The 24,243-nt window shown below is 36.5% G+C and carries 24 protein-coding genes and 4 pseudogenes; 22 read left to right on the top strand and 6 right to left on the bottom strand.

Annotated elements, in window-relative coordinates:
* Positions 1–498 precede the first annotated feature (498 nt).
* The 7 genes from IC621_RS23305 to IC621_RS23275 all read left to right on the top strand — a co-directional run bounded on the left by IC621_RS23305 (position 499) and on the right by IC621_RS23275 (position 8,167).
* Complete coding sequence (locus IC621_RS23305) at positions 499–1,749, top strand: NAD(P)-dependent malic enzyme (protein ID WP_191161976.1); 1,251 nt, start codon at positions 499–501, stop codon at positions 1,747–1,749.
* A 152-nt stretch (positions 1,750–1,901) separates the two neighbouring features.
* Positions 1,902–2,561, top strand: a complete 660-nt coding sequence (locus tag IC621_RS23300; RefSeq protein ID WP_191161974.1) for a GntR family transcriptional regulator — start codon at positions 1,902–1,904, stop codon at positions 2,559–2,561.
* A gap of 88 nt (positions 2,562–2,649) precedes the next feature.
* Entirely contained in the window at positions 2,650–3,945 is a 1,296-nt protein-coding gene (locus tag IC621_RS23295) for an MFS transporter (protein ID WP_191161972.1), read from the top strand.
* Between the two features lie 68 nt (positions 3,946–4,013).
* Entirely contained in the window at positions 4,014–4,799 is a 786-nt protein-coding gene (locus tag IC621_RS23290) for a carbon-nitrogen family hydrolase (RefSeq protein WP_191161970.1), read from the top strand.
* A 22-nt stretch (positions 4,800–4,821) separates the two neighbouring features.
* Positions 4,822–5,511, top strand: a complete 690-nt coding sequence (locus tag IC621_RS23285) for a DUF2848 family protein (protein WP_191161968.1) — start codon at positions 4,822–4,824, stop codon at positions 5,509–5,511.
* Between the two features lie 292 nt (positions 5,512–5,803).
* Positions 5,804–6,574, top strand: coding sequence for an HpcH/HpaI aldolase family protein (locus IC621_RS23280; RefSeq protein WP_191161966.1), 771 nt, complete (start codon positions 5,804–5,806; stop codon positions 6,572–6,574).
* Positions 6,575–7,009: 435 nt separating this feature from the next.
* The gene (locus tag IC621_RS23275; protein WP_396653113.1) at positions 7,010–8,167 is read left to right on the top strand and encodes an NRAMP family divalent metal transporter; all 1,158 of its coding nucleotides are present in this window, start codon (positions 7,010–7,012) and stop codon (positions 8,165–8,167) included.
* Here IC621_RS23275 and IC621_RS23270 read toward each other — a convergent pair.
* Positions 8,164–8,325: a family 1 glycosylhydrolase gene (locus tag IC621_RS23270; RefSeq protein WP_191161962.1), complete on the bottom strand. Its 162-nt coding sequence runs from the start codon at positions 8,323–8,325 to the stop codon at positions 8,164–8,166. The two genes, IC621_RS23275 and IC621_RS23270, sit on opposite strands and share 4 nt — an antisense overlap.
* Positions 8,326–8,657: 332 nt before the next feature.
* Positions 8,658–9,680 carry a DUF3231 family protein gene (locus tag IC621_RS23265; protein ID WP_191161960.1) on the bottom strand — a complete coding sequence of 341 codons (1,023 nt, stop codon included), beginning with the start codon at positions 9,678–9,680 and terminating at the stop codon, positions 8,658–8,660.
* Between the two features lie 497 nt (positions 9,681–10,177).
* On the opposite strand from IC621_RS23265, the gene IC621_RS23260 reads away from it, so the two are divergent.
* Positions 10,178–10,345 (top strand): hypothetical protein, encoded by a 168-nt coding sequence (locus tag IC621_RS23260; protein ID WP_191161958.1) that lies wholly within the window; start codon positions 10,178–10,180, stop codon positions 10,343–10,345.
* A 318-nt stretch (positions 10,346–10,663) separates the two neighbouring features.
* On the opposite strand, the gene IC621_RS23255 is transcribed toward IC621_RS23260, so the two are convergent.
* On the bottom strand, positions 10,664–10,948 hold the full coding sequence (locus IC621_RS23255; RefSeq protein ID WP_191161956.1) for a YciI family protein: 285 nt from the start codon (positions 10,946–10,948) through the stop codon (positions 10,664–10,666).
* A gap of 478 nt (positions 10,949–11,426) precedes the next feature.
* On the opposite strand from IC621_RS23255, the gene IC621_RS23250 reads away from it, so the two are divergent.
* From IC621_RS23250 to IC621_RS23235, 4 genes and pseudogenes are all read left to right on the top strand, one after another.
* Positions 11,427–12,533, top strand: a complete 1,107-nt coding sequence (locus IC621_RS23250; RefSeq protein ID WP_191161954.1) for a DNA sulfur modification protein DndB — start codon at positions 11,427–11,429, stop codon at positions 12,531–12,533.
* The gene (locus IC621_RS23245; protein WP_191161952.1) at positions 12,523–13,524 is read left to right on the top strand and encodes a DNA sulfur modification protein DndB; all 1,002 of its coding nucleotides are present in this window, start codon (positions 12,523–12,525) and stop codon (positions 13,522–13,524) included. The genes IC621_RS23250 and IC621_RS23245 overlap by 11 nt, the downstream gene beginning before the upstream one ends.
* A 159-nt stretch (positions 13,525–13,683) precedes the next feature.
* On the top strand, positions 13,684–14,262 hold the full coding sequence (locus IC621_RS23240; protein ID WP_191161950.1) for a competence protein ComK: 579 nt from the start codon (positions 13,684–13,686) through the stop codon (positions 14,260–14,262).
* Between the two features lie 124 nt (positions 14,263–14,386).
* Positions 14,387–14,692: pseudogene (locus tag IC621_RS23235) on the top strand (nucleotidyltransferase domain-containing protein); the annotation flags it as partial.
* A 124-nt stretch (positions 14,693–14,816) separates the two neighbouring features.
* On the opposite strand, the gene IC621_RS23230 reads toward IC621_RS23235, so the two are convergent.
* Complete coding sequence (locus IC621_RS23230; RefSeq protein ID WP_191161948.1) at positions 14,817–15,380, bottom strand: RBBP9/YdeN family alpha/beta hydrolase; 564 nt, start codon at positions 15,378–15,380, stop codon at positions 14,817–14,819.
* A 506-nt stretch (positions 15,381–15,886) separates the two neighbouring features.
* Between IC621_RS23230 and IC621_RS27285 the strand changes: the two genes are divergently transcribed.
* Both IC621_RS27285 and IC621_RS27280 read left to right on the top strand, forming a co-directional pair.
* The gene (locus tag IC621_RS27285) at positions 15,887–16,135 is read left to right on the top strand and encodes a phage integrase N-terminal SAM-like domain-containing protein (RefSeq protein ID WP_396653112.1); all 249 of its coding nucleotides are present in this window, start codon (positions 15,887–15,889) and stop codon (positions 16,133–16,135) included.
* A complete protein-coding gene (locus IC621_RS27280) occupies positions 16,119–16,388 on the top strand; it encodes a tyrosine-type recombinase/integrase (protein WP_396653110.1) in 270 nt (89 codons plus the stop codon). Before IC621_RS27285 ends, IC621_RS27280 begins: the two co-directional genes overlap by 17 nt.
* 143 nt (positions 16,389–16,531) lie before the next feature.
* Here the strand turns inward: IC621_RS27280 and IC621_RS23220 are convergent.
* Positions 16,532–16,905 (bottom strand): annotated as a pseudogene (locus IC621_RS23220) (LOG family protein); the annotation flags it as partial.
* Between the two features lie 91 nt (positions 16,906–16,996).
* Between IC621_RS23220 and IC621_RS23215 the strand changes: the two are divergent.
* From IC621_RS23215 to IC621_RS23185, 7 genes and pseudogenes are all read left to right on the top strand, one after another.
* The gene (locus tag IC621_RS23215) at positions 16,997–17,317 is read left to right on the top strand and encodes a MazG nucleotide pyrophosphohydrolase domain-containing protein (RefSeq protein WP_191161944.1); all 321 of its coding nucleotides are present in this window, start codon (positions 16,997–16,999) and stop codon (positions 17,315–17,317) included.
* A 181-nt stretch (positions 17,318–17,498) separates the two neighbouring features.
* Complete coding sequence (locus IC621_RS23210) at positions 17,499–17,990, top strand: GyrI-like domain-containing protein (RefSeq protein WP_191161942.1); 492 nt, start codon at positions 17,499–17,501, stop codon at positions 17,988–17,990.
* A 252-nt stretch (positions 17,991–18,242) separates the two neighbouring features.
* Positions 18,243–18,770, top strand: a complete 528-nt coding sequence (locus IC621_RS23205) for a nucleotidyltransferase family protein (RefSeq protein ID WP_191161985.1) — start codon at positions 18,243–18,245, stop codon at positions 18,768–18,770.
* A gap of 77 nt (positions 18,771–18,847) precedes the next feature.
* On the top strand, positions 18,848–19,387 hold the full coding sequence (locus IC621_RS23200) for a GNAT family N-acetyltransferase (RefSeq protein WP_191161940.1): 540 nt from the start codon (positions 18,848–18,850) through the stop codon (positions 19,385–19,387).
* A 115-nt stretch (positions 19,388–19,502) separates the two neighbouring features.
* Positions 19,503–19,718: pseudogene (locus IC621_RS23195) on the top strand (VOC family protein); the annotation flags it as partial.
* Positions 19,719–20,211: 493 nt separating this feature from the next.
* The gene (locus IC621_RS23190) at positions 20,212–20,919 is read left to right on the top strand and encodes a DNA alkylation repair protein (RefSeq protein WP_191161936.1); all 708 of its coding nucleotides are present in this window, start codon (positions 20,212–20,214) and stop codon (positions 20,917–20,919) included.
* Between the two features lie 35 nt (positions 20,920–20,954).
* Positions 20,955–21,369, top strand: a pseudogene (locus tag IC621_RS23185) (SDR family NAD(P)-dependent oxidoreductase); the annotation flags it as partial.
* Positions 21,370–21,383: 14 nt separating this feature from the next.
* On the opposite strand, the gene IC621_RS23180 reads toward IC621_RS23185, so the two are convergent.
* Positions 21,384–22,898, bottom strand: coding sequence for a glycine betaine uptake BCCT transporter (locus IC621_RS23180; RefSeq protein WP_191161934.1), 1,515 nt, complete (start codon positions 22,896–22,898; stop codon positions 21,384–21,386).
* 321 nt (positions 22,899–23,219) lie between these two features.
* Between IC621_RS23180 and IC621_RS23175 the strand changes: the two genes are divergently transcribed.
* The gene (locus IC621_RS23175) at positions 23,220–24,224 is read left to right on the top strand and encodes a LacI family DNA-binding transcriptional regulator (RefSeq protein ID WP_191161932.1); all 1,005 of its coding nucleotides are present in this window, start codon (positions 23,220–23,222) and stop codon (positions 24,222–24,224) included.
* Positions 24,225–24,243 lie beyond the last annotated feature (19 nt).

Below are 24,243 nucleotides of genomic sequence, written 5' to 3'. Positions count from 1 at the left end.
GCTTAAGGTCTTTCAGATGACTTCAGTCTTAGTTAACGACTTTAGTCGTCGACATTTATGTCAAAATCCACCTGCTTTAGCAGGTGGTCGTTTAAGATCTTTATCAGGAAGTTGTTAATTAAAGTATTAACGTGTTAAAGAATGTTGTCGTTGTCCAGCTCCAGGCGCCATCGGCTCGAGGTCATAAGCCAATCCGCCCGAGAAGGTTAAAGAACAACCTTCCAGCCGGCTCGTCTTATGCTTGTCGCCGAAGGATTAGCGCCTTGCGCTTTTCGTTCAAAGATAAGAAAGTATAAGTTTTTGTACCAAGTTTTCGTGTCTAGCTCCAGCGCCTAGCCCCTCGAGGTCATAAGCCACAAATGAATTGAAGGTAAAGAACACCTTCATTTCATTTGCGTCTTATGCTTGCCCTAGGCTGAACAAGGCGCTTGCGCTTTTCTTAAACTCTTAGTTTACTAAACAAATATCTATTAAATTAAACAAAAGGAGAGACATTGTATGTCAACTTTACGTGAAGAAGCATTAAAGATGCACAAGGAAAATCAAGGAAAGCTTGGTGTTCATTCGAAAGTTCCTGTACGAAATGCAAACGATTTAAGTCTCGCTTATTCTCCGGGTGTAGCGGAGCCTTGCCTGGACATTCATAAAGATGAAAGCATCGTGTATGATTACACCATGAAGGGGAATCTTGTTGCTGTTGTTTCAGACGGAACAGCCGTACTCGGCCTTGGAAATATCGGCCCAAAAGCTGCGATGCCGGTTATGGAAGGAAAGGCATTGTTGTTTAAATCATTTGCCGATGTGGACGCATTCCCCATTTGCCTGGATACGACGGATCCGGATAAAATTGTCGAAGTCGTCAAACTATTAGAACCGACTTTTGGCGGAGTGAACTTGGAAGACATCGCAGCACCGCAATGCTTTGAAATTGAGGATCGCTTACGAAAAGTGTGCGATATTCCCATTTTCCATGATGACCAGCATGGGACAGCCATTGTAACGGCTGCCGGGCTAATCAACGCTCTTAAATTGGCTGATAAAAAAATTGAGGATATTCGAGTCGTGGCAAACGGTGCCGGAGCGGCAGGTGTTGCGATTGTGAAGCTCTTGCTTCATATGGGGGTAAAGGATGTCATCTTATGTGATACAAAAGGGATTATATATGAAGGACGCCCTGTCGGAATAAATCCAATCAAAGAAAAAATGGCCCGAATCACCAATAAAGAACAAAAACAAGGGACACTAGCGGATGCTCTTGTGGGAGCGGATGTATTTGTTGGCGTATCGGCTGCAGGTGCCTTGACGAAAGAAATGGTTCGTTCCATGAACCATGATCCGATCATTTTTGCCATGGCGAACCCGGTGCCGGAAATCATGCCCGAGGATGCAAAAGAAGCCGGAGCTCTAGTAATTGGGACAGGACGGTCTGACTTCCCGAACCAGGTCAATAACGTACTCGCATTCCCGGGTATTTTCCGAGGTGCTTTAGACGTTTATGCAAAAGAAATTAACGAAGAAATGAAACTTGCAGCTGTTTATGCGATTGCAGGTTTGATTTCAGCGGAAGACCTTCATGCCGATTATGTGATTCCAGATCCATTTGATCGAAGAGTAGCTGCACATGTAGCAGAAGCTGTTGCTAACACTGCTATGGAAACGGGTGTTTCACAAAAAAATGTAAATGTAGAAGAGATCAAAAAGCGTCTATTAACACTAGTAGAAGAAAAACAATTTGCTTTTACACTTTAAGAAAGCATAAATTGGCAGCGAAGAAGGGAATTCGACGTCGTGGCCAATTTTATGTATAAAGTAAAAGTATTGACAATAAAAAGAAGAGTAAATTATAATAAAAAAATACCTGGCATGCCACATGCCAAAGAGGGATGGAGGGAGAATAAAGGATGGGCCTATTCAAAGTTCAACAGCCCCTTTCTCTAAAGCAGCAGGCTTATGAAGGAATTAAAAATGCAATCATTTTGCATAAGATTCCTCCTGGCGGCACTTTGTTTGAAAGGGATTTGAGCGAAAGTTTAGGAATTAGTCGAACCCCTGTGAGAGAAGCGATTCCACTATTAGAGCTGGAAGGATGGGTGAAGTCCATACCGAGAAAAGGGACATTTGTTAGTCAAATAACGGCTGTAGATGTTGAAGAAGTGATTCAACTTCGAAGAGCACTCGAGGTTTTGGTTATCGAACTGCTAATTTCTACTATTACAGAACGGGACATCGAGCAGCTCAATGAAATTTATGTAAAGCAGCTTGAATATGTACAAGACAGTGGCCAATTTATCTCAATGGATAAAGATTTCCATATTTATTTAGCTCATCTGAGTGGAAATCGTCGCCTGATAAATTTAATGGGCACTATAAGTGATCAAATTCGATGGTTTGGTGTCAGTGCATTGAATTTACCGAATCGGACGGAACAAACATTAAAAGAGCACGCCTGGTTAATTGAGTGTTTAAAAAATAAAGAAGTTGAAAAAGCGAAAGAGGCTGTGTTAGAGCATATTGAGCACACTCGAGAGGCGATTTTATCGAGTCTCAGTTTGGGTGATTAAGTAGTAACTTTTATTCTTATTGTCTTATGCAATAAGAATAAAAGTTGATTTGAATGTAAGCCTTTACATTCAAAGGGGAGGGATATATATGTCCGAAGCGTTATCGAAGAATTTGAAAACAGAAAGTGAAAAATTAGAAAAACCATCTCGTGTCCGATGGTGGTTAGCTTTTCTCTTTTTTCTTATTGGGTTGGTGGCTTATATGGATCGATCCAACATCTCGATTATTGCGAAGCCAATGATGGAAGATTTGAATATGAGTAAGGTTCAATTCGGTATGCTCGCCTCGTTATTCTCTTTGGGATATGCACTTGCTCAAATTCCTGCGGGAATTATTGCGGAGCGAATTGGCGCGAGGAAGATTATATTCTTCGCATTAATTTGGTGGTCAATTTTCACAGGATTAACAGCGGTTGTAAGATCTCATGGATTAATGGGGCTTGTACGTTTTTTATTTGGGGTAGGGGAAGGACCGATGTATCCTGGGAATGCGGTGTTTAACACATATTGGTTTCAAAAACAAGAAAAAGGTCGTGCTTCCAGTGCACTTTTGGCGGGATCTTATTTTGGACCGGTAATTGCACCGGTATTAACTGTGGCTATTTATCAGGCATGGGGATGGGAAGCAGTTTTTTACATCTTTGGCGGAATGGGCTTAGTAGCTGCATTGGGCTGGTATATGGTAGGCCGGGATAAACCGGAAGATCATCCTTTTGTAAATAAACAAGAACTAAAAATGATATTGGAGAATAGAACGGTTAGAAAAGAGAAAAAGTCATTGGCTCCTTGGAAGCAATTTTTGAAAAGTGCCCGCTTTTGGGCGCTGGGTCTTCAATATTTTGTTATTTTGTATATCATTACTTTTTTTCTTGTGTGGCTGCCAACTTATTTGTTGGAAGCAAGAAATTTTTCGTTGAGTGGCATGGGATTCGCAGCTAGTTTACCATGGTTATGTATATTTATTACGGTTATGACTGGCGGAACAATTTCGGATTGGTTAGTTCAGAAAGGGAAATCCAAAATGATTGCTCGAGGTTCGCTGGCGATATCAGGACTGGTCATTTTTGCAGGCACTATGTATTTAGCAGCATATACTTCGAGTCCATGGATGAATGTCCTATGGCTGACGATTTCTTTAGGTGCATTAGGTTTTCCAGTAGTGACTTCATGGGCAGCAGTGACAGATTTGGGGAATGAATATTCAGGTTCCGTATCAGGGTGGATGAATCTCTGGGGAAATCTTGGCGCTTTTGCAGCACCCTTATTATGTGGCTGGTTAGCACAAAATATTGGGTGGGAAGCCACTTTGTTAGTAAGTATTGTTCCCATTTTGTTTGCTATTCTCCTCTGGTTCGGTGTCCGTCCAGATCGATCATTAACATAATCATTTATTTTTCATTCATGTGGCATGCCACATGCCACTTATTAAAATTTAGAGAGGAGTAAATGACATTGAATTATGCAATTTATCAAATGGATATTATAGCTGGGAATCCGTCTGAAAACAGAAAAAAAGTAAAAGAGTGGGTTGAAAAAACTATGACTGCGTCGTCTCCGGATATTCTTGTTCTTCCGGAAATGTGGACTACAGGTTATACCTTATCTGCTTTAGAGGAATTGGCCGAGAATGAGGGACAGGATACAGTTCCTTTCTTGACTGAGCTTGCAGAACGCTTCAATGTGAATATTATTGGCGGATCGGTTGCAAATAAAAAAAATGGCGGCATTTTTAACTCTTCTTTTGTGGTGAATCGAATGGGTGAGGTGATATATGAATACGACAAGATCCACCTTGTTCCTATGTTGGATGAGCACCTTTATTTAGAAGGAGGAAAGAAAAAAGCAAGCGTATTTGAACTAGATGGTATCAAAATGGGACTAATTATTTGTTACGATTTGCGCTTTCCGGAGCTTTCCAGAGAACTGGCGCTTAAAGGAGCTGAAGTACTTCATGTTGTTGCGGAATGGCCATCAGCCAGACGAGTGCACTGGTGTGCATTACAGAAAGCGAGAGCTATTGAAAATCAAATGTTTGTAGTTTCATGTAATCGTGTCGGGTGTTACGACAATGTCGAATTCGCCGGAATGTCCATGATTATTGATCCATGGGGAAATGAACTGTCAATTGGATCCGATCAAAACGAAGAAACTATAGTAAATAATGTTTCGCTGGAGTTAGCAGCAAAAGTACGCAAAGATGTCCCTGTTTTTTCAAGTAGAGTACCAGAATTATATTAAATTGATAGAGGTGTGAAGAGAATTGGAAAATAAATTGACACTAGACATTCAAGGTAGCGGGCAAAAACTCAAATTTTGTGTGAAAAGAATATTTAATGCAGGTTATGCCGGAGTGAATCAGGAAAAAGTGCAAGAGCATATTGATGAATTGGCGAAATTGGGCGTTGAAACGCCTGTGACGATTCCGACTTTATATCCTGTAGCAAATCAGTTGGCTACGTATTCTGATTCTTTTCAAGTGCAGCATAATGAAACAAGCGGTGAAATCGAATATGTATTAATTTGGTCTAATAACGAAATGTACGTCACAGTGGGCAGTGATCATACAGATCGTAAATTAGAATCCTTCAGTGTCCCAATGTCTAAGCAAGCATGCCCGAATATTTTGGCACGAGAAGTTTGGAAATTTGAAGAAGTAAAGGATCACTGGAATCAAATTGAATTAACTTGTTGGATTCGATCAAACGACAAAGAAGAGCTTTATCAAAAAGGTACTTGCGGTGACCTCATGTCGCCGAAAGAATTAATTGAGAACTTTGAAAAAATGAAAATTGATCAGGATGGACATGTTTTTTATTCGGGAACAATCGGAACAGTTGGAAGTTCTTTGGCGTACGGAGATGAATATGTAATCGAAATGAATGATCCCGTACTAAATCGAGTGATTAAACATCAATATAAACTGGAGTTTTTACCAAAAGAGATTGGATGAGAGATTAAATGTAAAGAATTAGCCGCGTTTTTAATCACTGAGGTGAAAAGAGGTTGAAACCCAATTTGCTTATTCTTTGCTCAGGACCTTCATTTATTTAATATAGATTAGTTTTAAGGAAACAGATAAACCCTATTGTAAATCAACAAGATTTAGCAATTGTTTAAAAAGAGAAGAAGACCAATGGTTTTGAAGGGTCCACTAAATTTAGATAAGAGTATAGATGTTCTCCGCCAGGATATGTGTGAAAATGCGAATGGCGACAGTCTATCATATTACTAGGAGGCTTGTAATGAATAAACTTATAAGATCAATTGAAAAAGATGGAGTAGGTTATGGCATGTTTATGGCAATTAAGGATCCTGCAATGGTTGAAATAATTGGGCATGCTGGTTATGATTTTGCCATTATTGATTTAGAGCATTCAGCACTAGATCTGTCGACAATGGAACATATGATAAGAGCTGCCAAAATAGTAGACATCACTTCCATTGTTAGGGTTCCACAAGGGGATTATGCCACTGTTCTAAGAGCAGTTGAAGCTGGTGCAGATGCAGTGATGTTTCCTCATTTAATAACAAAGGATCAAGCGGAAAAAATTGTTAATACGGCAAAGTATTATCCAATTGGAAACCGGGGTTTAGATGCTTCCACTCGTGTGGCGAAATATGGGAATATTCCAATGGCAGAACATATGGAACAACAAAATAAACGTGTTCAAGTAATTGGTATGATTGAAGATAAGGAAGCACTTGAACATATTGATGATATCCTTACGGTGGAAGGTCTTGATTTATTATTTATTGGCGCTGCAGATCTATCTTCTTCATTTGGTATACCCGGTCAGGTTTCGCATCCAATGCTGAGAGATGCAATAAAAATGGTAATTAAGAAGGCAAATGAATCAGGTGTACACATCGGATTACCAGCATATGATGCAGTCCAAGCAAAAGAGTTAGAAAACATGGGTGTTAAGTTTATTGCAACACCTGCGGTCGATACTTTCCATATTACAGAAACATTAAAAAATCATCTTGCTAAAGTAAAAGAATATAAAAAATAAAATATTAAACCTAGATTATTCACATTAAACAGGAAACTCAAAAAACTTGTCATATACAAACTGACAGTCTTTTGAGTTTCACCTTAAAAGTCAAAAGAATAGAAAAAGAGTTTCTCCTAAATCACAATTAAATCAACTCGATCTATCCCAAATTCATCCTATTTATTAAAAATATTGATTAACCCAACTTAACACAGCCAAAAAACTTTGAATATTTTGCACGAAGATATTAACTCCAGTAGTAACCGCTTTCTTTTGGGTGAACACTCAGTGCAAGAAGAGATTTTATTTTGAATCTATCTTCCATAACAGTAAATGCCATTAGTGAATAAGAAAAGAGGTCATGAAGGAGGAACAAAAATGGAACCACTTAAAGCTGCATCGAAACAAGATAAAAAGCAATCCGCTAGGCCAAAATTGAATTGGACTTTATTAATGGGGGCTGCCTTCTTGATGGCAACCTCGGCAATCGGGCCGGCTTTCTTAACACAGACAACGGTATTCACACAAAATCTGGCAGCAAGTTTCGGTTTTGTTATTTTAATTTCCATTATATTGGACATCTTTGCCCAAACCAATGTTTGGCGCATTATTGCTGTATCCGAGAAAAGAGGCCAGGATATCGCCAACATGGTTTTACCCGGACTAGGGTATGTTCTCTCCTTTCTCATCGTGATAGGAGGACTTGCTTTTAATATCGGAAATATTGCGGGTGCCGGGCTCGGTTTAAATGCTTTAGCTGGTTTGACACCCGAAACAGGCGCTATCATTAGTGCAGTTATCGCTGTCTTTATTTTCCTCGTAAAAGAAGCAGGCAAAGCGATGGATCGATTTACGCAAATTGCGGGATTTGTTATGATCGGCTTAATGATCTATGTTGCCTTCTCGACTGCTCCGCCTGTCGGCGAGGCTGTTGTCAAGACAGTTGTGCCAGATAAAATTGATATATTAGCCATTGTAACATTAGTGGGTGGTACAGTCGGAGGATACATCACATTTGCAGGCGGACACCGTCTATTAGATGCAGGCATAAAAGGGGTAGATTCCTTACCTGAAGTAACGAAAAGTTCCATTGTCGGAATTTTAATTACATCTGTTATGCGCATCGCTCTCTTTTTAGCCGTGCTTGGAGTCGTATCAAAAGGATTACAAATTGACCCTGCTAATCCACCTGCGTCTGTTTTCCAGCTTGCGGCTGGTAACATCGGTTATAAAATTTTTGGTATTGTGATGTGGTCTGCTGCCATTACATCTGTAGTTGGAGCGGCTTATACATCGGTATCGTTTATTCGCACATTTAGTCCCCGATTAGACAAAAACTATAAGCAGATTATTATTGGTTTTATTCTTATTTCAACAGTTTCATTTGTTTTAATTGGAAAGCCTGTTAAAATCCTGCTTTTAGTCGGTGCCTTAAACGGTCTTATTTTACCGATTGCACTCAGTACATTGCTTGTTGCCGCTTATAAAAAGAACATTGTCGGCGACTATAAGCACCCATTATGGCTGACCGTCTCAGGGGTGCTTGTTATAATTGTGATGGCCTGGATGGGGACTTACACATTAATCAATCAAATTCCTGAATTGTTTTAATAAAATGATTCAACAGTAATGGCAGGGTTCTTTTTCATGACGTCAATGACGGAAAGCCCTTCGCCGAAGGTTTGGGCAGTTCCTTCCACTTGGAACGATGAGGTGGCAGCACCCCATAGGAATCCAGGGGCAAATGATATGTTGTTTTTATATTCCACAATAGAATCCTCCCTGTTTAGTAAGTAAGATTGTTGTTATTCAAACAGTTTATAAACAAAAAAATGACCTAGAAAAGACAGGGATATGCTTGGAAAGCAGATCGACTATCTTACTCTAGGTCATTCCTGATCGAATCAGTTCCTTATTTGACTATTGCTTACGAAATAAAACGCTTTCTGTCAACAATCATTATCCAGGTAAACATTTCAAAACTTGACCAGATTATGTTAAATGAAAATAGAAGAACATAGGATTAATCCTCATTCCATTCTTTAAACGTATTGTTTTCCTTCATAGCCAACATTCTTTCTTTTAAATCTCTCTTTTTAGTTTAATTTTGCATATTTTGCTTAGCTAACTTCCTTCTATCAGGAGCCAAAGGAGGTTGTTCTAACCACCCGTTTTTTATCATAATGTTAGCGCCATCCTCAGCATATTTCTGAATTTCTAATGATAGTCTGTTATAAAGGATGCCAATATCAATTCTAGGACTTGCAGCAACACCAATACCATAATACCCAACACTCAAAGTAATCAAAGAAAATGTATAAAACATCATGAGTTTTTCAGAAAATGTATACGTTGTACTTTTTGTCACATCTGCATTCCATGAAATAGGAACAGGAAGGTCACTATCCTCTAATTTATTTGCAAATAATTTAATATGCTTTTTTGCAATGTCTATTCCTCTTAGAAGGAATTGTGTTACATCCTTTGACTTTGCTACTTGACTAAATCCCACTAGTGTAGCTGAACCTAAAGCATTTCTTTGAATGTTGGCATATAGATTAGCTGCTTCTAATGCTATTAAAGGTCTTTTTTCACCAAAGAAATCAAAAATGAAACTTTGCTTTTTTATAAAGTCTACATGCTCTAGGCTAGGAAAATAAGGAGACCTTATGTAAAGTCCTTTTGAGAGGAGTAAATCCTTTGTCATTTCAAATAATTGAATGGTCTCATTCAAGCATTCTTTATAGTAGGTTGTAATATCAGACCTTGCAGATAAAGATAAACTAGTTGAATATGAAGTAAGACCAATAACAGCCATTTGATGTATAAAATTTAATACATAGCTGTCAGAATACAGCCTAGGTGATGTTAAATCAACATCCTCCTCTGTCGTAAAGCCATGAGGCACTGTGTTCTTTTCCTCATTAAGAATGGCAGTGATTTTTTGTATATGAGCTTTTGATAATTGCAAAGAATGCTCAATTATAGGCTTAATTTCAACATCTTCAGCTTTCTCTTGGAAATAAGTCAACATACAGATGCTTGCAGTATCATTCAGATACTGAGACCAAAGCTGAGAAATTTCACCTGAGGTAAGTCTTTTCTGTTTTCCCTGTTCCTCCATAAAAAGTACCTCCTATATTGTACAGCCTTATTCATACTATTTACATATAATGGATTTATATGTATTTTGACTGAGTCGAGAGTCCGTCGATTCACCAGCTGCGAAAAAAACCGCCTATTAATTTAGATGAATCTTTGCTCTTGTCTTTCAGTTTGAAGTAGAGTCAGGAAAAAACGATTATCTGGACTATGAAAATCAGGAGTATGAAAAGAATTCTAAGAAGAAAAGGTAAACAGGACAGTGAGAAGGCCTCAAAAGAGGAGAAAGCCATTAATAGAAGTGTAAGTAAGTTACTCTCAACTTCAATTTAAACTCGCTAATCGAAACGATTGTGTTATTTAATTATAAGCAGAATTACGCTCTTTCTTTATACATAGGGACATTTTAATTAATCAGGCTCCCCTAAGTTAACTGAGCAGTTTGGTTAAAAAATTGTAAAAAAAGCCAAATGGATAATAGGATGATAATAAACCATATTTAAATGATGGGGTGTTGGTATGATTTGGTTATATATATTAATACCTGTTGTTATTATTGGAGGTATAGCTGTTTATTTTGAAAAAAAGTCTGGGATGGCTACACCAGATGAAAGTGAACAAGCTGAGCAGTTAGGGGAAGTTATAAAGCAAAATGGCATGAATTCTAATGGATCAGGAACAGATTGAAATTCAACTAATAAGTGCAATTTTCAATCTATAAATGCCTTTATTTTATTATGAGGATGATATTTCATATTTGGAACCAATCAGGACATAAATAAGGGACTAACCAACCAGGTTAGACCAAAAGATGATAATTCATTTCGTTCTAGTTTTTCATGAAAATAACTCCATGAATTTTAATAACGAACAAAGAAATAAAAGAACTAGAAGGACAAATGGAATACTATGTTGCCATATGAGCTAAGGAATTCCTTAGCTCATTGTATTCTAACGTTAACAAACTTCTGATATAAGTACTATGCTCTAACAAAATAGAAACGATTACTTTTGCGTTTTCAAAACGGCGTCAGTCACCATATCCCACTCATGTATCTCAAATCCTCTAGCCTTTTGAATAACATACGGATCCTCTAGAACAATTTCTTTAACTTCCTCTTCCGTTTGAGCCATATAGATCACTAACCCACCAGCCCCATCGACAAATCTCCCATTGGCAAAGATTTTGCCCTCAATGCGTTTTTTTTCTAGAAAAGCTAGATGCTGTGAACGGTATTCTTGACTTTTCTCTATACTCAACATCGGCAAAAAAACTGCAAAATATTTCATTTTTTCATTCCTCTCGTCACTTTATTTTAATTACATAGTCACAAGTTGTGTCTCAAATTACCTATGACACGATACAGCAGCCATATGAAAATGATCTTTAAAGGATTCAATTGGATAGTAACTATATGTTTAAAGCATCAAGAATCCTCTTAAAATCTATTTAGTTAACTATTTGCAGGTGAAACAGGATAGAAAGCTTGCAAAATAAGAAGGTAGATTCTCACATGGTAGGAATATATCTTCTTTTTCGTTTGATAATCTATAGAACTAATATCACAAAATCACTTTCTAGTCAAGAGTTTGGAAATACTCAATTTACTCTTCTGAACATGTAATCCAAAAATTGATTTTTTATAGTTAAATTGTCTAGTTCAATATATCTGAGACCTTTTTCATAAAAAATTAATAAAAAATTTACATAAAAATCAGTACATTCCATTTTAGGTAGATTATACTAGTTATTGGGAGATGATAGAACATGAATGAAGAGTTAAGAACTAGATTGAAGGGTCATTACTTTGAGCAATTCGGACATGAAATGCTAGTGACGAAAATGCCATTTAAATATTTGCAAAGTATTTTTGAAGTAGATCCATATGTTCAAAGAGAGTTAGATCCGAGAAGAAGGAATGTAATAAAAGAATTCATATTAAATACCGTCCAAACTAGCACCTTTCATTTTTCGCCATTTGTTTATTCGGCAAGAGGAAACTTAGAAAGAGATGGAGATTTTTGGGCAGTTAAACCGGGAGAGAAACTGGCTATCATTGATGGTCAGCACCGCTCGGCTGGACTGAAGAGTGCTCTTACAAACTTATACATCAAAAGGGAAGCTTTTGAAGAGTCGCCGATGAATAGGCATCACGAAATAGACAACATTAACCTCGCAATTGAGAAGCTTGAAAAATACCCTATCACCATGCAAATCTACTTAAACTTAACGACTCAAGAGGAAAGGCAATTGTTCACTGATTTGAATACAGAACGCAAAAATGCACATAGAGGCCTCATTATGAAGTATGAACAGCGAGATGAATATGTATTGCTTGTAAGGGCGATTGCAGGCAAGCTTGCTCACCACCTTGATATTGAACCAGCTTTAACTCGTTTAACTGTAAATAATACGTCCATAACTTCGTTTGTTATGATGAGACGCTGCTTAGTGGCGTTATTTGAAGGGATTTTAACCTATAAAGAAGGCGAACCAAAATTAAAATATTGCCAGAGGGAAGAAGTGGAGCCGATTGCCTTTAAATTTTTTAAAACATGGTGCGATATTTTTCCGAATGGGGCAGGGGATCGAAATCGCTATGTTTGTGGGTTGTCAGGGATTCAGGTGGCATTAGCTTACACTGTCTTTCAACTTGTTTCCAATCAACGTTGCAGCTATTTCCAAGCAATAGATGAATTGAAGAAGTTAAAGAATAAAACATCCTGGAAGCATAAGGATCTTCAATTTTGTGAGTTCTATGATCCTAAACAAAAGCGAATAAGAAATCACGCTAGTCAACAATCTATTTTAAAATTGACCAACCTATTTATCAATAATATCGCATACGGGGAGCTGAATAGTATTGGCCGCTGAATCTACGATTGAATATATGAGTCTATCATTTCTAGCAAAACAATTCGCAAAGGATCAAATTATAATTAGAGCTGTTAAGAAAGAACATGTACAAGCGTTAAAGAGATATATTATTAGCGGAATGGAAACAAAGCAAGCCTTCCTGCCAATGCTTGTAGCAAACAAATCAGTTGACGGCAAGCTTCAGATGATTGATGGCTCCACAAGAGTTTATGCCATCCATTCCCTCTATAACTCATTGAAAACACAAAGCAGTCATTATGAAGAAAATCAAACAAAGCTTGCGGTTTATTTGGAAAATTCATCAATTGGAATTCAAGTGTTTCAAGGTTTATCAGAAAGTGAGTGTGATCAGCTTTATATAGATTTTAATACACGCGGGAAGAAGGTTGCTCTTTCCAAGCTGATCGAATACGATTCACGCAACTTAGACAATCAAATTACAAATCGATTAATCGAAACGAATGAAATGTTAAGACAAGCGGGAATTGAAACGGAGAAGCGAGCTATTATTAGACCTACTAATAAGAAGTTTTTATCGCTGTCACAACTAAGACAGGTCGTAAAGATTTTTATGAAAGGTGATCAATTTGCATCAATAAAAGTAAGTGATAAGGAAAGTCTGCTGATGGAGGAGGAATATACAGAACTACTAAATAATTGGTTCTATGAATTATTTAAGTGGCAGACACCTAAAGAGGCTGGAAACTATCATATTACAATGCTGGCAAGCTTTCCTGTCATTTCGAGTATTGCCTACTTTGTAAACGATGGCATGGTTAATGAGACTTTTGAAAAACGGATGAATCAGATGGTCAATCGAATGCAGCAATTGTCACAAATCGATTGGTCCACCAGCAGCCACGTGTGGGAAAGCTTTAATGGCGCGTATCGAAACGGTATCGAATTATACTTTCTTAAGAACGAACCTGCAACAATTAAGCAGATCTTAAAGTGGTTGGAAAAGGCTGCTTTTAAGGGGGTGATGTAATGAACTGAAGCGAAAATAAAAAGGAGAACCCTTAAGCATTAGACCTGGAAGCTAAGTGCTTAAGGATTCGCCGGAGTTGGATATACCAACTTACATAGTAGTATATCGAACTCCTTTGAAAAAACAAAGAACAAAAAACAAGGCAAAGGAGCAATATACATGAAAAAAATCGGACATTTAATTGACACATTATATGAAGAAAAATCCACTTACACAATATGGGGCGAGACAATGGCCATTATCCCAATTTATTCGGAATACGGAGAGCTGCACAGCATTGTCATCGAGATTTATCGAATCATAAAAGTGAAAATAAGTCCCAAGCAAATTATTGAGGAAAGCTGTGATTATTATGGCTGTACGATGTCTGGATGCTTAGAGTCAGCCCAAAATATTTTAAAAGGAAAAAAGATGCTTCCCGTCTTAATCAGTAAAGTAGACAAGTTATGCATGATTCCGATTATTTCAGCGGACAATCCTGACAACGTTTGGTTATCATACAAGCACATTTTCGATGTTATAGCAGATGGGAAAAACTCAACCGCTGTACTATCAAACTATAAAAAAGTAAAGCTTGAAATCTCAAAGGAAACCTTGAATACAAAAATTGAAAAGGCTGGACACTTGATCTGTACATATGATCTACGGAGTGAACGATTAAAAGAGACCTATAAACAACATTTAATTGCTGAACAAGAAACGATTTATCAACCTGAAGATTCTAATCTAGAACATTAAGAGAGAATGAAATAAAAATACGTCGAAAGCCTCATATGGCAATCGGCGTATTTTTATAAATCTGGGAATCACATTGTAACTGTTTTAAAGAGAGAGCAGGCTGCTTATTCAAGAATAGGGCCAAATTGATGATTTTTTAGGAAGTAATAACCGAGATGAAGAAATATTTATAGCTAACACATTAGCCGATCTTGTTCACGAATTTGTTTTAAGAACTAATCGTCAGTGGATTGGTTCTTCGAAATGGATTATTCGTGCTTTGAATCAATATGATGAGAAATTTACCAAAGAGTTCGTAGAAGCCTTTAATGTTTTTTATATAACAGGTGAGAAAAATAAGGTTGTTCAATTAGTAGATAAGGTTTTGGAGCCCTACGGTGGGCGTTTATTTGAAGGATTTTCTCTAGGAAAAGAAAAAGATAATCCATAAAACCTTATTAAGCAATCGAGCGCTATCCTTGAATAAAAGGAGTGCTCTTTTACATTTAAGGGCCAGATTGTTTAGGGACATTTTTAAAATTTAAGGTGTCACGAAAAGGTGACACCATCATTATTTATACTGTTTTCATCTTATTTAAAATATCATAAACCAGTGGAAAAGTAATGAAACCGTCATCTTCTAGAAAATGACCACCCTTTTCAACCAGATAAAATGATGTATCCAATTGTTTTGATACATTTTGACTTAATTGAAAAGGGACAATATAGTCATCTTTTGCAGCAATAACAGCACTTGAATTAGTTGCAGCAACTATTTTTTTATAATCCACTTTTTTAACTGTAAAAGGATTTAGTGAAGGTAAGGATGATAATGGTTCAGAAAAGCCAGAAACAAGAATGAAACCTCCAAAGCTTGGTAAAGGTTCTAATTGGTCTAGATAGTTCAATAGTGTGATAGACCCTAAGCTATGTGTTACAAAATAAGTGTTGTTATCTAAATTCTTTATTTTATTTGCTAATGTTTCCAACCATTCTTCTTTCTTGGGGTCAGACGAATTTGGCATGTGAAGCACCGAAACTTGATTATCATCTGCTATTAATTTTTCTTTTAACCATGGGAACCAATGATTGGCTGGAGAAGCTCCGTATCCATGGATAATATATATTTGTTTTCCCATTGCTACTCTTCCTTTCTTTTTATAGATACAAAAACAGTATATTACTGATTCAACCCTATGTGGAAGGAGAAACTCTTGAAGAAGCTCCAATTCGTAAAGTAAAAGAAGAAACAGGCCTAGATAAATGGAGGTCGTTTTTTAATAAAAGGACTAGGAGGCTTTACTTCCTGAAAAATGTGAAATAATGTTTGTGAACTAATTGGCCCTTCGTATTATAAGATCAACCAGAAATATTTTCACCTTATAATACGAAACCAGTTAATAGAAGCGTAAGAGTTATTCCTTTATTTTTAAGGGTTTTTTTAAAATTCAGGCCTGATAACAGTTACAATAAAGTTATTTCTGTAGTGCTTACTAATTAAAAATGGCTAAAGTAAAACTATACATGTATATGATTTTAAGTATTTAGCACAACAAAGAATCTAGATTAATGGATTTAAACAGTAGGAGAGTGAAAGAATAATGTTACATCAGAAGCGTGGGAAAAGTATCAACAAGATAAAAAAATTGAGGGATATTCACCACTTACATTAAAAACTTATTGTTTTCAATATAATCTTCTATTACAATTTTTCGGTGATATTAACATGAGTGAATTGACTACGGAAAAACTAAAAGAATATCTAATACAGGCGGGAGATCATTTAAAACCATCTAGTTTGGGACACAGGGTTCGTTGCATAAAATCACTATTCAAATGGACACATGAAGAAGGCTATATTCCGATGAATCCTGTTGATGAATCCTGCTGCTAAATTAAAAGAGCCAAAATTAGGTAAAAGAATTCCCAAATTCCTTTCAGAACTAGAGATTGAACATCTTAGGGAAGCTTGTCATACATCGATGGAGAATGCGTTATTTGAATTTATGTATTCGACCGGCTGCCGTATTGGAGAAGTTGTAAAATTAAATCACGATGATATTAATTTCTCAACGAATTCAGTCATTGTACATGGTAAAGGTGATAAAGAAAGGGAAGTATACTTTAATACCCGATGCTCCATTTGATTAAAAAGGTATCTAGATGAGCGAGATGATGAGGATCCTTGTTTGTTTATTACGGAAAGAAGGCCAAAGAGGCGTATGACTATCGATAACCTAAGATATATTATCAAACGAGTATCCAGAGACTACCAAAATATATGCTCAGCTAAGTTGAAAATTGCCCATGTAAAAATCTCAAAGAATTCTTCTAAAGTCCCTGGCCCACCGGGCAAAGCTATAAATCCATCTGCCAAATCTGCCATTTTCGCTTTTCTCTCATGCATAGAATCTACAATGATCAACTCTGACAAATTTTTTGGGATATCTCTCTATTTTCTAAAAAACTTGGCATAACACCAAATACATATCCCTCTTCTTCTAAAGCTGAATCTGAAACAGCGCCCATAACTCCAACACTTGCTCCATCATAAACAAGTGCAATATTTCGTTTAGTTAGTTCTTTACCAAGTTTTTTTGCACCTTCTATATAGACATCAGATGCCCCATTACTCGATCCACAAAATACGGCTAACTTTTTCAATATATCCCCTCCTCAATAATCACTATTAAAGATTATATTAAACTTTTATTTTTTTGTTAAACTTAAGATATTGAATTGGAGGTTAGATGAAATGAATGTCACTGAATTTCAACAATGGGTAAAGGATTATTATGAAAGTAGGGGCTGGTCTGAGTTAGACATTTTTATTCGTATTGGCTTTTTAGCAGAAGAAACGGGCGAAGTTGCACGAGCTATAAGAGCTCTTGAGATAGGTAGGGATAGGCCTGATGAAGTTAAGGGGTCTTATGAGGAAAAAAAACAAGAGTTAACTGAAGAATTAGGAGATGTATTAGGTAATTTAATTGTGATTGCAAACAAGTACAATATTCCTCTAGAAGAAGTGTTTCAGGTACATAAAAAGAAACTGTCAGAACGTTATTCTAATGATTAGGCTTAAAAGCCTTTTTCCCAACAATCGGGCGCAATTCTGCAGCAAAAGAATTGTGCTTTTTCTTTATGTTAAGTGCCAGATTTTTTAATAAGGCAGGAGTTAATAAGAACCAAATAGAATGTAATATGGTGGAAAAATGTTATTTTAGTGAAAAGGCTTGTTTATAAAGGGGAGATATAAAGTGCACAACTTCCATTATGAAATTGTGAAGATACCTGCGTATCGAGGAATCGGATTAAAATGGGATGGCCCATACACAGAAATTAGTACTTTGAAAAAACTTATTAACAGTATGAGTAGTAGAGTGGGAGAGTTAGATTATGCTATCAATTCAGAGGTTCAATTAGGATTATCATATCATCTTAGGCCTGATGGATTTGTTCTTTATTCTGTTTATGAAGTTGGTGAAGAACAACAAGTTCCCGATGGTATGGTAGAAATAAATGTACCGGAGATGAGTTACTTAATAACGCATCACAAAAAGGGTCAAGACATCGGTCAAACTTATAAAAACATCTTTCAATGGCTTAAGGAAAGTGAATATGCACCTTGTTTAGAGCCGGATGTGGAATATTACGATGATTTACCGATAAAACACGAAAGATACCCGAATGATCGTGATTTAAATGATCCCCATTTTGATATCTTAATTCCTATTTTTAAGAAGATATAAATTTGATCATCCTTTTTAACTGTATTAATTTTTTTAAATTATACCAGCTAATATGAGCTTCTTGTTTATTCAAGAAACAGGCGCCTTTCCGGAATAAGGATCTACGCCTATTCTGCATGAAAGGGCCATTTTGTGGAGGAAGAATTTTTACGTGAAGCTAAAGAAATAACTAATAAGATAAATTTTATTAGGAGAAGTCTTATAGTGATTACTGAAAAAACAAACATTTCCCTTATTAGAGAAGATAAATGGATGATGGAAATATTGGAATGTACAAAATCGTTGGATTTACCGGATTGGTGGATATGTGCTGGATTTATTCGATCAAAAATTTGGGATGTTTTACACGATTTTAGGGAAAGAACAGCTCTTTCAGACATTGATGTAATTTATTTTGACCCGACAAATATTGATGTATTAGAAGAAAAGAAAATCGAAGAACAGCTAAAATGTCTAATACCGAATATCCCTTGGTCTGTAAAGAATGAAGCCAGAATGCATGTTAAAAGTAAAATGCCTCCATATTTTTCTTCTGTTGATGCTATATCGAAGTTTCCTGAAACAGCAACAGCTTTAGGAGTAAAGTTAGATGAAAAAGACAATGTAATATTAACAGCACCTTATGGAATTAGAGATGTTATTAATTTAGAAATTAAACCTACACCTTGTTTTGCAGAATCTGAAGAACGAGCTGAAATTTATAATGAACGTATAACAAAAAAGAATTGGAAATCTATCTGGAATAAGATAAAAGTTTACCACTTCAACGACTATTATTAAGCTATAGTGGGCGCGATTCTAAAGCAAGAGTTGTGCTTTTCTTAGTGAAATTGTAACTGAACATTGGAGATGTAATAATGAAAATAAGATTAGTTAATAAAGAAGAATATAGTTTTATTGAAGACTTTGTATATGAGATATTCAAAAATACCAATTATTCGGACGGAATAGCTGAAAAAGCTTTAGTAAGAGAGATCCGAGAAAAACACTATTACATTCCCCAGCTTGATTTAGTTGTTGAGAAAGAAGGTGTGATTATAGGACACTTTATCCTTTCAAAACTTCCAATTAGTAATAAGTATGAAAATGAGATATTGATGCTATCACCGGTTTCAGTAGCAATTAATCGTCAACGTCAGGGAGTTGGTAAGTATATGTTGCAGGAAGGTATTAAATTAGCTACTAAACTGGGATATAAGGGAATAATTGTTGAAGGAGATTATCGTTACTATCAAAGCTTTGGATTTAGAACATCAACTGATTTCGAAATATATGCGTCCGAGAAAAATCTTCCACCTTCTGAGGAGAATCTAATGGCTATGGAGTTATATGAAAATGGTTTGGCAAATATTTCAGGTGAAGTGGATTATTCGATTTATGATGCATTGAGACATTGACAGACAGTACGAATGTTCCCTTTTAATTTTAGTATTCATTTTTTGATCTAAAGGCTGTTTTCGTTCAATAATGATCTTCCGAACGGGCGCCTTTCTGCAGGAATGAGGTGATGTAGTGACTGTTAAAGGTCTGAATCATTTTTTATTTTCAGTTTCTAATTTAGAAAATTCAATTGAGTTTTATCAAAATGTTTTTGATGCAAAGCTATTAGCTAAAGGGAAAATCACTGCTTATTTTGACCTAAATGGTATGTGGCTTGCTCTTAATGAGGAAAAAGACATTCCTCGTAATGAGATAAGCGGAATGGGGATTGCCTTTGTCACTAAAGAATTGGTTTTGAAACAAATATCTGAGGGTGAATTATTTTAAGTACATATAAATGAAAAAATAGAAAAAAGAAAAATTGGACTAATAACAAAAAAAGAGATTCCTTTATCCGTAGCAGCAAATAAGTTCTTTAAACATTTATTAGAAGCAAGTATAGAAAAATAAATACCAAAATTAAAAGAGTAACCTGTTATTTTGATTACCCTTTTAAAATTAGGAATGCCATATTTTGGTTATTCTATTAAAGGGCGCTATCATGAAAAAGGATAAGCGCTCCTTTTTCATTTTAGGGCCATTTAATGGAGGAAGAATCTCAAGAAAAATTGAATACTTATGGTAATGCTGGTGTGGTATTTGTGAAAGATTATACTTAAACTATAGGCAGTATACTTCAATACGATTAATGGTAAGAGAAGTATGGAAGACTTGATAAACAATATAAACTAGTTGGTTACAATTAAAAAGGTATTAATATTAAGGAAGGAAGTATAAAACTATGGATTTCGAAACAGTTATACAGGAGCTTGAATCCCTCGGTAAGGAACGAACTAAAAAAATGTACATATCCAATGGTGCGCACGAGCCGCTTTTTGGCGTGGCGACAGGTGCTATGAAACCAATCGCCAAGAAAATAAAAAAAAATCAACGTTTAGCTGATGAGCTTTATGCTACAGGTAACTACGATGCAATGTATTTTGCAGGCATTATTGCAGACCCAAATACTATGACTGAGTCGGATTTTGATCGTTGGATGGATGAAGCGTATTTTTATATGCTGTCTGATTATGTAGTAGCAGTAACTTTATCAGAGTCAGATATTGCACAAGACGTTGCTGATAAATGGATTACAAGTGGTGACGAGCTGAGAATGTCAGCGGGCTGGAGTTGCTACTGCTGGCTTTTAGGGAATCGCAAAGACAATGAATTTTCCGAAAGTAAGATTTCCAATATGCTTGATATTGTGAAAAATTCGATTCATGATTCGCCAGAAAGAACGAAATCTGCTATGAATAATTTTCTATACACCGTGGGGATTTCATATTTGCCACTGCATGAAAAGGCAGTTGAGGCCGCAAAGGAAGTCGGTACAGTAGAAGTCAAACGGGACAAGAAAAAACCCAGTTTCCTTAATGCTTACGAAAGTATTCAAAAAGAGATGGATAGAGGGAAGCTTGGCTTCAAACGCAAGTATGTTAGATGTTAAAATTAGCTTCGCATCGGGGTGTTGATCAAGAACGATTGGTACCTGTTCAATTAGATGTTAGCGAGTATGAAAAGGTTTCTAACTTTTTTCATAAATAGAGACAAAACATTTTGATTTTGATAGCTTAGTTAATAATGCTGGAATTTATTTGGCAAAAAATATAATGGAGTATCAGGAAGCTAATATTGATAAAATTCTAGGAATTCATGTTAAGGGATTCATTTCTTTCTCGCAAATGTTCGGCAGGCAACTCATCAGGGACAACGTAGAGGAGTTATTGTTAATATGTCTTCAGTATCTGGAATAGAAGGCAGTTCAGATGCAATCTATGAACTATCAAAAGCTGCTGTATTAGGTTTAACAAAAAGCTGTGCTATGAATTTTTCACCATATATCCGAGTTAATGCTGTCGCACATAAAATGGTAAGTACTCCGATGATGCTCAAGATTAAATTTGTAAAATACTAAACCTTTCTCTTTGGAATTTTTCCAATCCCCAGTTCCCTTGCTTCATTTTGCAGGGCTTTAATCAAGCTGAACGTCATTACAGCCATAATAAGGGAAAAAGGAAGAGCTGCGGCGATCATTGTATTTTGCAGAGCCTGTAGGCCCCCTGAGTAAAGAAGCACGAGTGAAATGGCTGAAAGCATAATTCCCCAGATGAACTTAATTTTATTTCCTGGTGTATGTGAACCATTGGTTGTCATCACTCCTAATACATATGTGGCCGAATCGGCGGATGTAATGAAAAAGGTACAAATTAAGATGATCGCAATAAAGGAAAGGACCATTCCAAACGGAAAATTGGCGAATACACCAAACAGCGCTTCTTCTGTTGCCATTCCCGAAATCTTTGCAACACCATTGTGCTCCTGCATGATCGCTGAGCCTCCAAAAGTAGCAAACCATATAAATCCTATCAGGGACGGAACAAGCAGTACCCCAAATACAAACTCTCGAATGCTTCTTCCTTTGGAAACACGGGCGATGAAGATTCCAACAAAAGGTGCCCAGGCAATCCACCACGCCCAGTAAAAAATCGTCCAGCTGTTAATCCACGCCCTCACATCTTCATTTAAAGGAGCAATTCGAAAACTCATACTTGGCAGGTTTTGAAGATATGTTCCGATTATATTCGTGAAAAGATTAAGAATGAATAAAGTAGGTCCGAGAAAAAATGTCAGCAAGAATAGTAGAATGGCCAAAAGCATATTCAAATTACTGAGAATTTTAATGCCTTTGCCCAATCCTGTCCAAGCTGAAATCATAAATAAGACAGTTACAATCAGGACAATTAATACTTGAATCGGAAAACTGACCGGAATGCCATAAAGGTAGGAAAGCCCTCCGTTTATTTGCATAGCTCCAAATCCCAAGGTCGTGGCAACCCCAATTACAGTGGCGACAACAGCAATCACATCAACTACTTTTCCCGCAGTGCCCTGCGTCCGTTCACCCAGAATTGGTTTAAGTGTAGCGCTGATCAGGCTTGGTTCACCATGGCGGAAGTTAAAATAAGCAAGTACAAGAGCAACGAGGCCGTAAATGGCCCATGCATGAATTCCCCAGTGGAAATAGGTGAACCTCATGGCTTCGTGAATTGCCTGGTCAGTACCAACTTCGCTTCCAGTAGGTGAGCCCACAGCATAATGGTAAATTGGCTCTGCCGCACCCCAGAAAACCAATCCGATTCCCATTCCGGCGCTAAACAACATCGCAAACCAAGTAGGGCGGGAGAATTCCGGCTTTTCATCCTGTTTGCCAAGCTTGATTTTTCCTAATGGGCTTATTAAAAAATATAAACACACAATAACGATAAAAGACACAAGAAGCAAATAAAACCATCCGAAACTGTTGGTGATAAAGGTTTGCACGTTGGAGGTTACACGCTCCAGTGTTTCAGGAACAAAAACCCCAAATAATACAAGCAATAACAAAATCCCCACTGATATGTAAAACACCACTAAGTTTTTCTTCAAATTAAATCCCCTTTCAGATGGACTGCTTCTTTTAGCATTGAATACATTTGGAAGATTTATGCGTATAAAAAAAGCTTATTCAAGAATAGGGAGCAATTCTGGAGCATTAAACGTACTACAATAAGAAGAGGATAATATGTCTATTATGATGACATATAGTTTTTCAACATTATTCACTAAAAAACCATAAACCTTTTCAATTAGTGTTTATGTCAAAACGTTTACATTTTTTATTATAACCTATTGACAAAGATTAAAATTCTGATTATTCTTGTAACTGTAAAGATTGCTAAAACGTTTTAGTAAATGGAGAAAATTTATATGGCCACTATTAGAGAAATTGCAGAAAAAGCAGGGGTATCAGTTGGTACAGTATCTTTTGTTTTAAACGGTAAAAGTGAAAAAATGCGAATTTCAGCTGCTACTAAAGAAAGAGTTCTAGTGGTTGCAAGAGAGTTAGGATATTTACCTAGTATATCCGCCAGGCGCCTGAGGAATTCTGAAGAAAAACAAACACCTATAATCACTATTTTATGGACACTTGATGCGAGAGCATCATTAATTAGCCGTTTTTTACAAGGAATTCAAAAGAAATCATCATTTAAAGATGGAATGTTTGAGTTACTTATTCAACCATATGAAAATGGAAAGCTGAACGAAGTTGAAAGTTTGCATACTGGAACTAGATTTAATGGTGCAATAATTGCAAACGCCTCAGAAGAGGATTTAGATTATTTAGAGAAAACAAATTTAAATGTCCCTCTCGTACTTTATCAACGCTACTCAAAGAAATATAGTACAGTTAATGTAGATAGTAAACTAACCGGTAGGGAAGTTGCTGAATATTTGTTTGAGAAAGGACATAAAAAAGTAGGGATTGTCGTCCCGACGATTTCTTCTCAAGCAGTAGATTACCGATTAGAAGGTTTTTTAAGTGCAGTAAAGGATCTTGGAATGGAAAACTTATATATTTTACGAGATAACTTTACTGAGCAGGGTGGTTATTCTGTAATAAAATCCTTAATTAAAAAATCAAAAAAGTTACCAACCGTGTTATTTTTTTTAAGTGACCCGATGGCGGTTGGTGCAATACTAGCCTGTCATGAACTTGGAGTGCGCGTACCAGATGATTTAGAAATAATTGGTCACGATAACGATGATCAAACGGCGTACACATTTCCTCCCTTAACAACCGTTCATCTACCGGTTGAGGAAATGGCAGTAGCAAGTGTGAATCAATTACTTGATACCATTAATCAGCGGTTAACAACTCCCGTATCTCTACAATTTAGATCCGAACTACTTATAAGAAAAAGCACAAAATAAGCCAGAAAAACTGGCTAAT

The sequence above is a fragment of the Metabacillus arenae genome (assembly GCF_014773385.1).
GTDB classification, from domain to species: domain Bacteria; phylum Bacillota; class Bacilli; order Bacillales; family Bacillaceae; genus Metabacillus_D; species Metabacillus_D arenae.
Note: the sequence above shows the minus strand (reverse complement) of the source record. Positions and strands in the feature narration are given on the sequence as shown.